Source organism: Pseudoalteromonas lipolytica (assembly GCF_900116435.1).
GTDB classification, from domain to species: domain Bacteria; phylum Pseudomonadota; class Gammaproteobacteria; order Enterobacterales; family Alteromonadaceae; genus Pseudoalteromonas; species Pseudoalteromonas lipolytica.
In genome coordinates this window covers 1-9,848 of the sequence record NZ_FPAZ01000033.1, presented here as the reverse complement: position 1 = coordinate 9,848, position 9,848 = coordinate 1, and the positions used below count along the sequence as shown (strand labels likewise).

Here is a 9,848-nt window from a genome sequence, read left to right as displayed (position 1 = left end):
GACCACGGTAAAACTACCCTAACTGCAGCAATCACTAACGTACTTGCAAAAGTATACGGTGGTACAGCTAAAGACTTCGCATCAATCGATAACGCTCCAGAAGAGCGTGAGCGTGGTATCACAATCTCAACTTCACACGTTGAGTACGATACACCAACTCGTCACTACGCACACGTAGACTGTCCTGGACACGCCGATTATGTTAAAAACATGATCACTGGTGCTGCTCAAATGGACGGCGCAATCCTAGTAGTTGCTGCGACTGATGGTCCTATGCCACAAACACGTGAGCACATCCTACTTTCTCGTCAGGTTGGCGTACCTTACATCATCGTATTCATGAACAAATGTGACATGGTTGATGACGAAGAGCTACTTGAGCTAGTAGAGATGGAAGTTCGTGAACTTCTTTCTGAGTACGATTTCCCAGGTGACGACTTACCTCTAATCCAAGGTTCAGCACTTAAAGCCCTAGAAGGCGAAGAGCAATGGGAAGCGAAAATCATTGAACTAGCTGAAGCGCTAGATTCATACATCCCAGAGCCAGAGCGTGACATCGATAAGCCATTCATCATGCCTATCGAAGACGTATTCTCAATCCAAGGTCGTGGTACAGTTGTAACTGGCCGTGTTGAAGCTGGTATCATCAACGTGAATGACGAAGTTGAAATCGTAGGTATCAAAGAAACTACGAAGACAACATGTACAGGTGTTGAGATGTTCCGTAAGCTTCTAGACGAAGGTCGTGCGGGTGAGAACATCGGTGCACTTCTACGTGGTACTAAGCGTGAAGACGTTGAGCGTGGTCAAGTACTTTGTAAGCCTGGTTCAATCAAGCCACACACTAAATTCACTTCAGAAGTATACGTACTTTCTAAAGATGAAGGTGGCCGTCATACTCCATTCTTCAAAGGTTACCGTCCACAGTTCTACTTCCGTACAACTGACGTAACAGGTGACGTACAGTTACCAGACGGCGTTGAAATGGTAATGCCTGGTGATAACATCAAGATGACTGTAGAGCTAATCGCTCCAATCGCGATGGACGAAGGTTTACGCTTCGCTATCCGTGAAGGTGGCCGTACAGTTGGTGCTGGTGTTGTTGCAACTATCGTTGAGTAATCAACTATAGTGATGCATTAAGCATTCAAGAAAAACCCGAGCTTAGTCTCGGGTTTTTTTATGGATGAGAAAATAGAGATTAGAAGTTAGATATTAGAAGGTAGATATTAGAAGTTAGATATTAGAAGTCAGTTACCGAGCGGGGGTTACTTACTGGTGTGATTAAACATCAAAAAGTTTGCTTGAGGTTAACGTGGCTTTATTTTGTTCTCGCTTCTCGCTTCTCGCTTCTCGCTTCTCGCTTCTCGCTTCTCGCTTCTCGCTTCTCGCTACTCGCTACTCGCCTTTATTAACCACCTTAAAACAGTGCTTCTTTCTTTTGGCTGTTAATCAGTTGTTTAATATTTTCGTCATTAAAAGTCACTTATTCAGTCATAAATACTTCCTACCATAAGCTCGCTAATTATCCATGTGCAGCTTAATTAGTCGCATACAATTCTTAAAATAACGTACTAACGGAACGTAACGATGAAAATTAATAAAATTGCCTCAGCAATTGGCTTTACGTTGGCATTGTCAGCGACGGCGAATGCCGGTGTGTTACCAGATAGTCAAAAACAAAATGAGTGGTACAGTGCCGCTGAAGCTAAATTAATCAAGAAAGAACAGGTAGCTCAGTCAGAACAGGCATTTAAAGCGAAGAATGTGATCTTATTTGTGGGTGATGGTATGGGGGTGTCGACACTTACTGCATCACGTATCATGGCAGGTCAAATGAGCGGTAAGTCTGGCGAAGAAGGTTTTTTAAGTTTTGAAGAGTTCCCTTACTCTGCGCAAATTAAGACTTACAACGTGGATGCACAAACACCTGATTCAGCGGGGACGATGACGGCTATTATCTCAGGAGTTAAGACTGACGTTGGCGTGATTGGTGTTAATGAAAATATTGAGCGTGGCAAGTGTGCGACAGTTGCTGGCAATGAATTAATTACCGCGACTGAACTGGCTGAAATTAAAGGCCTAGCAACGGGGGTAATATCAACGGCACGAATCACACACGCGACACCTGCTGCAACTTATGCAAAATCGGCGGATCGTAACTGGGAAGACATTTCTGATATGCCGGCTGATGCCGTTGAAGCTGGTTGTGAAGATATTGCATCTCAACTTGTTAACTTTGAGAAGAATTTAGAAGCACGTTTTGTCGGTACTGACGTGGATGGTTTAGAGGTTGTGATGGGCGGTGGTCGTCGTCACTTTTTACCAAAAGATGCGGCATTCAATTCAGCTGATGCTATTAGTGAAGTCGAAGGGGACCGCACAGACGAGCGAGACCTAACTGCAGAATGGAAAACACTCTACCCAGAGGGTCAGTATGTCACGGATCAAGCTGGTTTCGATTCACTAAATGCAGATACAAAACGCGTGTTTGCACTATTTAATGAGTCACACATGCAGTATGAAGCAGACCGTAGTAACGATATTGCGGGCGAGCCTTCATTATCACAAATGACCTCTAAAGCTATCGACATTCTTAAAAATAATGATAAAGGATTTTTCTTAACGGTTGAGTCAGGACGTATTGACCATGCTCACCATGCGGGAAATGCTTACAACGCATTAAACGACACCGTTGAATTTGCAAAAGCAGTGCAAGCGGCTGTTGAAAACACTAACCCAGAAGAAACGCTTATTTTAGTCACCGCAGATCACAGTCATGTGTTTACCATTGCGGGTTACCCAAAACGCGGTAATCCAATACTGGGTCAAGTGGTTGCCGTTGGTAAAGAAGCGCCGACTCTAGCTGCAGACGGTATGCCGTATACAACAGTCGGGTATGCAAATGGTTTAGGCTTTCGTGATTTAGGCGATGAGACTGATGCTGATGCGTCATATAACGACGCTGCATTTGCTGGCCGTGTTGACTTAACGGGTGTTGATACAACGACCCCAGGTTACCACCAAGAAGCCACTGTGCCATTAAGTTCTGAGACGCATGCGGGCGAAGACATTTCATTGCATGCAAAAGGTCCAGGTGCGCAGTTAGCGCAAGGCGTTGTGGAGCAAAATGTAATTTTCCACATCATAAATCAAGCTCTAGAACTAATTGAAGAATAATGGCGATGACAATGAAAAAACTAAATTTAATTTCTCTTGCTGTAGTAGTGGCATTAGCGGGTTGTTCTGATGATGATGACAAAGGCCCAATTGAAACAATCACAGTTGAAAACACCTTAGCTGTCGGGTCTGAGCAGTGTGTAAATGGCGGTACAGAAACCGTATCGGGTGAAGATACAAACCGCAATGGTGAGCTAGACTCAGCAGAAATCACAGAGACAACGGTTGCGTGTAATGACCCAGCCACATCACTGACCGCACAGCAGCTTGCGCCACTGACGAGCAATGATTGGTTTAAGGCCGCAAAAGTTAAGATGGCGGCAAGCGAAGACAGCATCGCTGCGGTTGCTAAAGAGTCAGGGAAAGCGAAAAACGTCATTCTATTTGTGGGTGACGGTATGGGGATTTCTACCGTGACAGCGGCACGCATTATGGCGGGTCAGCTTGAAGGCAAGCTGGGCGAAGAGCATCAACTGAGTTTTGAAGCGATGCCGTTTTCTGGTTTTGCAAAAACATACAACGTTGACGCACAAACGCCGGATTCTGCGGGTACGATGACAGCAATGGCATCTGGTGTTAAAACAGATGCAGGTGTTATCGGCGTTGATGAAGATATCGAACGTGGTAACTGTGCGACGGTTGCGGGTAATGAGCTGGTAACAGCAACAGAGCTTGCTGAAATTGCAGGAAAATCGACCGGGATTGTATCAACAGCGCGAATTACACACGCCACACCTGCTGCCACCTATGCAAAATCGGCTGACCGTAACTGGGAAGATGTATCTGATATGCCAGAAGCGGCTGTCGCTGCGGGATGTGAAGATATCGCCTCGCAACTCGTTAACTTCGAAGCAAACCTTGAAGCACGTTATGCGGGATTAGATGTTGATGGCTTAGAAGTCGTGTTGGGCGGTGGTCGTCGTCACTTCTTACCTAAAGATGCCGCGTTTAACTCTGCGGACGCTGTAAGCAGTGTTGAAGGTGACCGTACGGATGGTCGCGACCTAACTGCTGAGTGGAAAGCGAAATACCCAGCGGGTCAATATGTTATGGACCAAGCAAGTTTTAATGCTGTGAATGCAGACACAACTGAGCGTTTATTTGGTTTATTCAATGAATCACATATGCAGTATGAAGCCGATCGCGCTAACGATATTGCTGGTGAGCCTTCATTATCTGAAATGACCGCAAAAGCAATTGACGTGCTTGATAACAATGACAAAGGTTTCTTCTTAACCGTTGAAGCGGGTCGTATTGACCATGCTCACCATGCGGGCAATGCGTACAACGCATTAAGTGATACGGTTGAGCTTTCAAAGGCTGTTCAAGTTGCATTGGATAAAACCAGCATTGAAGATACTTTGATCATTGTTACGGCTGACCACAGCCATGTGTTCACGATTGCGGGTTATCCAAAACGTGGTAACCCAATTTTAGGTAAAGTCGTGCCTGTGGGGAGTGATGAGCCATCACTCGCAGCGGATAATATGCCATACACTACTGTAGGATACACTAATGGCGGTGGCTTTCGTGACTTAGGTGATGAAACTGATGCGGATGCGGGCTATAACTTTGCACCCGTGACTGGGCGTGTTGATCTCACCGATGTTGATACAACCACACCGGGTTTCCATCAAGAAGCGGTGGTACCGCTTAGTTCTGAAACACACGCAGCAGAAGATGTCGGTGTGTATGCAGTAGGCCCAGGAGCCCATTTAGTTACTGGTACGAATGAGCAAAGCCTTATTTTCCATGTGATGGATTATGCGGCTGACCTTGTGAAACAAGCTGATGCTAAATTAGCCCAATAAATGTTAGCAGAGAGCCCTTAGGGGCTCTCCTTACATCGAATACAACACCTTTAAAAGAAAAGAGACTCCCGTGAAAGCTGCGATATTAATTGCTTCATTACTTAGCCCACTTGCTGTTGCAGGTCAGTGCGATACAAACACCGGTTATGCGAAAGCAAACTATACAGTGACAACCGATGCTGTTGCTAACAAACAGCACACAGAAAACGCCTTTACGCTTTGGCGTACGCCTCATCAAGTGGCTAAGCAAAACCCACAATTTATCGAGTTGTGGCAACAGTTACGTAATCAGCAAATGCGACCAATCCGATACTTTCAACACGCACAGCGTGGTATTGAATATCAGCCTTCTGAGGTTCAGGGCGAACAGGATTGGAGTGCCAAATATCAGTTGGTAAGTAATGCACTGCTCGAAAAAATGACTTTAAAAAACAGTGCAGGCGAAGGTTGTGAGCTGACTGAACATTATCAATACCAGCAAGCAGAGACAAAAATAGAGTTAACGTGGCTTGCTAATCAGCAGCTGGTTAAAGAAATGCGTATTTCATCGCCTTCTTATAGTCGCACAGTTGCTTTAACTATGGTTGAGCACAATAAAGACGCGGTAACAGCACAATTTGCCAAGTGGGATAACTTTCAAACGACAGATTATGCCGACATTGGTGACAATGAAAGCGACCCCTTTTTAGCCAAGATGATTAATTTAGGGTTTGTAGAGCATGGCGCGACTGGTTTTTATGATGCGCAAGGTAATCAATTGCAAAGTGAGCATCAGCACCATCATTAACATGCCTTGCTAAACGTTGCCGCTGAATGTATTAAAGCGGCACACCCTTACAGCACGTCTTTGGCTGTGCGATTTATCATTTAAAGTACACAGTTCAATAAGCACCAGCCCTTGATTTTTTGTTATCAGTCCCAAGGTATAGGGTATACGCTAACGAAGGAGCAGACGAATGACAAAACATGTGGTTGTAACGGGTGCCAATAAAGGTATTGGTCTTAATTTCTGTAAGCACTATTTAGCACTAGGAAACCGTGTTACGGCGGTTGTTCGCACGCCAAGTGAAGAGCTAAAAGCGCTCGATGTGAAAATAATCAGTGATATTGATGTCGCTAATCCAGACGATGTTACAACACTTGCCAATCATCTTCATGGCGACAAAATAGATATTTTGATCAACAACGCGGGTATTTTTCATAACGAAACCCTCGATGAGATGGATTTTGCTGCAATTGAAAAGCAAATAAGTGTGAATGCCATCGCGCCTGTTCGTATTACTCACGCGTTATTACAAAACTTAGGGATTGATGCCAAAGTAGCGATGATTACATCACGAATGGGCTCAATCGCTGATAACGGCTCGGGAGGCTATATAGGCTATCGTATGTCAAAAGCCGCACTCAATGCTGCGGGAGTGAGTTTGGCTCATGAGCTTAAAGATAAGCAGATAGCCGTTGGGCTATTTCATCCCGGGTTTGTACAAACAGAGATGGTAAATTTTGCAGGTGATATCAGCCCAGAGACAGCCGCTGAACGTTTAATAAAGCGCATCGATGAGCTAAACCTTGATAATAGTGGTGGTTTTTGGCACTCAAATGGTGAAACTTTACCTTGGTAAAGAGTGAGAAAATAAGTCATTAACAGTAAAGCAGTTAGCAATAAAAAAGCGGTTAACTGCTGATAACTTTCGCTAATTTTTGCTCTTTTTGTTTGCTATACTTCTACAATGACAGTCATATTGATGTAGAGAACAGCACATGGAACTAGAGCAAAATAGCGATTTAACCCTTCCCCTTTTTTATTTCGATGAGCATCTCAATAGTCGTGACATTGAGTCGCCTGATTTACTTTTACACGTCACGTTAGATGAAAATCTCCTTACCCAGCTTTGCCAGAATCCTGCTGTTGATAGTAGTGTGGCTATTGCCTTAACTGATTATCGACTCGAAGCATTGGCTGAACAATATCAGTCACTGATAAAGGGTGAGCACCATGCTCAGCTAACCCTTGTTCGTGGGCCACTATTAAGTGCAATGCTCAGCGCTGAGGGCGACAGCAGTTTTGTATCGCCTCAAGTCGATATGATGCCAACCTTTGACTTAGGTGATGACCTAGAGGATAGCGAGGAAGAAGGATGAGAAAAACCTTCACGACACTATTTGGCTTAATCTTATTAAGTGGTTGCGCTTATTTAGGGGCAGCGCACTATGATGAGCTATTTGGTAAAGAGCAGCCTCAACAGCGTGTTGTTGCAGCATCAACCCCACAAGGTGCTGAGTTTTTGGCAGATGTAAAGCCAGTGCTCGATAGTCGCTGTGTGGTGTGTCATGGCTGTTATGATGCGCCGTGCCAATTGAAGTTATCCTCGGTTGAGGGCATCGACAGAGGCCTCAGTAAAGAACGTGTTTACGATGGAACGCGCTTACTGGCCCAAGAGCCTAGCCGATTGCTGTTTGACGCACTCGATACCACTGAGTGGCGAGAAAAAGGTTTTACACCGGTGCTTAATGAGCGTGTGCAAACTGAAGAGGCGAATTTGGCTGCCAGTGTCCTTTACAATGCGTTAGTGCTTAAACAAAGTAGCCCGCTTCCGACACAAGCAATCTTAGGTGATGAATTTGATTTTAGTCTCGATCGTGAGCAAACATGTACAACCATGAATGAGTTCGATGCGTTTGCAAAGGACAACCCGCACAGTGGGATGCCATATGGTTTGCCGGGTATTTCAAGTGAAGAATTTCAGCGTTTAGCAAAATGGTTAAAGCAAGGGGGCTATCTGGCACATATTGAGCCGCCAGAAAAAAACGTACTTAAACAAGTTGAGCGCTGGGAAGCGTTTTTAAACCAAGAGGGTTTAAAGCATCAACTTGCAGCTCGGTATATTTATGAGCACTGGTATTTAGCCCATATTTATTTCCCCGAACAGGGAGATAAACACAGCTACTTTAAACTCGTTCGCTCATCAACCCCACCGGGCCAAGACGTTAAAGTGATTAGTACGCGTCGTCCTTACGAAGATCCCAAGGTATCTCGGGTTTATTATCGTTTGATGCATGACCGTTCAACTATTTTGGCAAAAACACACCTGCCGCTTGCTCTTAATGATGAAAAACTTGCGCGTTTGCACGCTCAATTCATCGAAACAGAGTATCAGGTTGATAAGCTGCCAAGCTATAAACCGGATGTTGCTTCAAATCCATTTAAAGCATTTGCGGCCATCCCGGTAAATTCTCGTTATCAGTTTATGCTTGATGAAGCTGAACTGATCATTATGGGGTTTATTAAAGGCCCTGTATGTCGTGGTCAAATAGCCCTTAATGTTATTAACGATCAATTTTGGGTTGCCTTTGCAAAACCTGAAATGGCAGCAACCCCTAAGGTGGGTGAACTGTTATTACAGCATGAAGATGCACTGGCATTGCCCGCTGAAGAAGAAAGTAACGCACTGCCTATTTCAAGCTGGGTGAAATACTCAAAGAGTCAAAATAAGTATCTCTCTGCTAAAGTGGCTTTGGCCAACAAAATGTTCGCCAATGGCCAGCACTTAACCACCGATTTACTGTGGCGTGGCGATGGTCATAATCAAAATGCGGCACTCACCGTTTTTCGTCATTTTGATAGTGCAACCGTGGTTAAAGGCTGGATAGGCCAACAGCCTAAAACAGCATGGGTGCTTGATTATGCTTTGTTTGAGCGCATTCACTACTTGCTGGTGGCTGGCTTTGATGTGTATGGCAATATAGGCCATCAATTATTAACGCGTTTATACATGGACTTTTTACGCTTAGAGGGTGAGGGCAATTACTTAGCGTTACTACCAGAGAACAAACGAGAAGAAATCAAAGCACAATGGTATCGTAAATCACCGCCAAGTCTCACGAGCTTTTTTGAAGATGAACTGTCCTTTAGTCAGCCATCGGGCATTGAATATAAAACCACAGACCCACAGGCGGAATTATTCAACATCCTTAAAGCAAAGTTAAAGCCTATATTGAGTACGCGTTATGATTACACGCAAGTGCCAGAGCCTCTCTCGCAGATTAATGAGTTACCGGTAAAAGCGATTAACTTATTGCCACAAATTTCATTTGTGTTAGTGAAAGAGGGGGCGGATGCGCATAAGGCATACACCATTATTCACCATAATGCTCATTATAATATTTCGAGCTTATTGAACGAAGAAGGTCAGCGTGCCTATGATGAAGATACCGTGACGATTGTGCCTGGTTTTATTGGTGACTACCCCGAAGCGATTTGGTACTTACACAATACTGAGCAAGTTAATGCGTTCGCATCAGGCCTTGCTAAAGTCACTGATGAAGCAGCGTACAGAGACTTGAAAAGTGAGTTTTCCATTCGTCGAACGCACCCGCAGTTTTGGCAATACAGTGATATTTTGCACCACGTTGCCAAGCAATATCGCGGTGTTGAGTTTGGGCTATTTGATTATAATCGGCTCGAAAATAGATAAAGTAATTGATAGTGTTAACCGATAGTTTAAAGCCCACCTAGAGTGTAATGCCAGTCAGTTAAGAGCTGACTGGCATTTTCTTTTGTAAGGATACTTATTTGGTTTCCTTCTTATCACCCTTGGATAATGCCTGTCTGGTAGCCTATCGGGTAAGATAAACAACCTAAGTGTTGTCAGTAACTCATCATAATGAACAGGTAACTTACTTGCACTATGTATTGGCGTAAACATGAAGAAAGCGATTACCTGCCGCATAGATTGGCTAAAGCTTAATTGAGTAGGCAAGATATCTTCTTCTTTAGTTGCATCAAGCATGATTATGCGTATTAAGTTGTAAGCGAGTAGTAATCCCCATAACTCTTGGCGTACCATGTCTGGCTTC

Annotated in this window: 7 protein-coding genes and 1 pseudogene; 7 read left to right on the top strand and 1 reads right to left on the bottom strand. The window is 44.3% G+C overall.

Annotation, left to right across the window (positions count from 1 at the left end; translation table 11 throughout):
* The 7 genes from tuf to BM378_RS19985 all read left to right on the top strand — a co-directional run.
* Positions 1 to 1,122 (top strand): elongation factor Tu (tuf, locus tag BM378_RS20015; protein ID WP_074989872.1); only part of this gene is annotated, 1,122 nt, incomplete at its 5' end.
* A gap of 468 nt (positions 1,123 to 1,590) precedes the next feature.
* Positions 1,591 to 3,180: an alkaline phosphatase gene (locus BM378_RS20010; protein ID WP_074989871.1), complete on the top strand. Its 1,590-nt coding sequence runs from the start codon at positions 1,591 to 1,593 to the stop codon at positions 3,178 to 3,180.
* A gap of 11 nt (positions 3,181 to 3,191) precedes the next feature.
* Positions 3,192 to 4,991 carry an alkaline phosphatase gene (locus BM378_RS20005; RefSeq protein WP_074989873.1) on the top strand — a complete coding sequence of 600 codons (1,800 nt, stop codon included), beginning with the start codon at positions 3,192 to 3,194 and terminating at the stop codon, positions 4,989 to 4,991.
* Positions 4,992 to 5,061: 70 nt separating this feature from the next.
* On the top strand, positions 5,062 to 5,778 hold the full coding sequence (locus tag BM378_RS20000) for a hypothetical protein (RefSeq protein ID WP_074989870.1): 717 nt from the start codon (positions 5,062 to 5,064) through the stop codon (positions 5,776 to 5,778).
* 169 nt (positions 5,779 to 5,947) lie between these two features.
* Positions 5,948 to 6,613, top strand: a complete 666-nt coding sequence (locus BM378_RS19995) for an SDR family oxidoreductase (protein ID WP_074989869.1) — start codon at positions 5,948 to 5,950, stop codon at positions 6,611 to 6,613.
* 139 nt (positions 6,614 to 6,752) lie between these two features.
* On the top strand, positions 6,753 to 7,133 hold the full coding sequence (locus BM378_RS19990) for a hypothetical protein (RefSeq protein WP_036971539.1): 381 nt from the start codon (positions 6,753 to 6,755) through the stop codon (positions 7,131 to 7,133).
* A complete protein-coding gene (locus tag BM378_RS19985) occupies positions 7,130 to 9,466 on the top strand; it encodes a fatty acid cis/trans isomerase (RefSeq protein WP_074989868.1) in 2,337 nt (778 codons plus the stop codon). Before BM378_RS19990 ends, BM378_RS19985 begins: the two co-directional genes overlap by 4 nt.
* A 54-nt stretch (positions 9,467 to 9,520) precedes the next feature.
* Here the strand turns inward: BM378_RS19985 and BM378_RS20505 are convergent.
* Positions 9,521 to 9,848 (bottom strand): annotated as a pseudogene (locus BM378_RS20505) (IS4 family transposase); the annotation flags it as partial.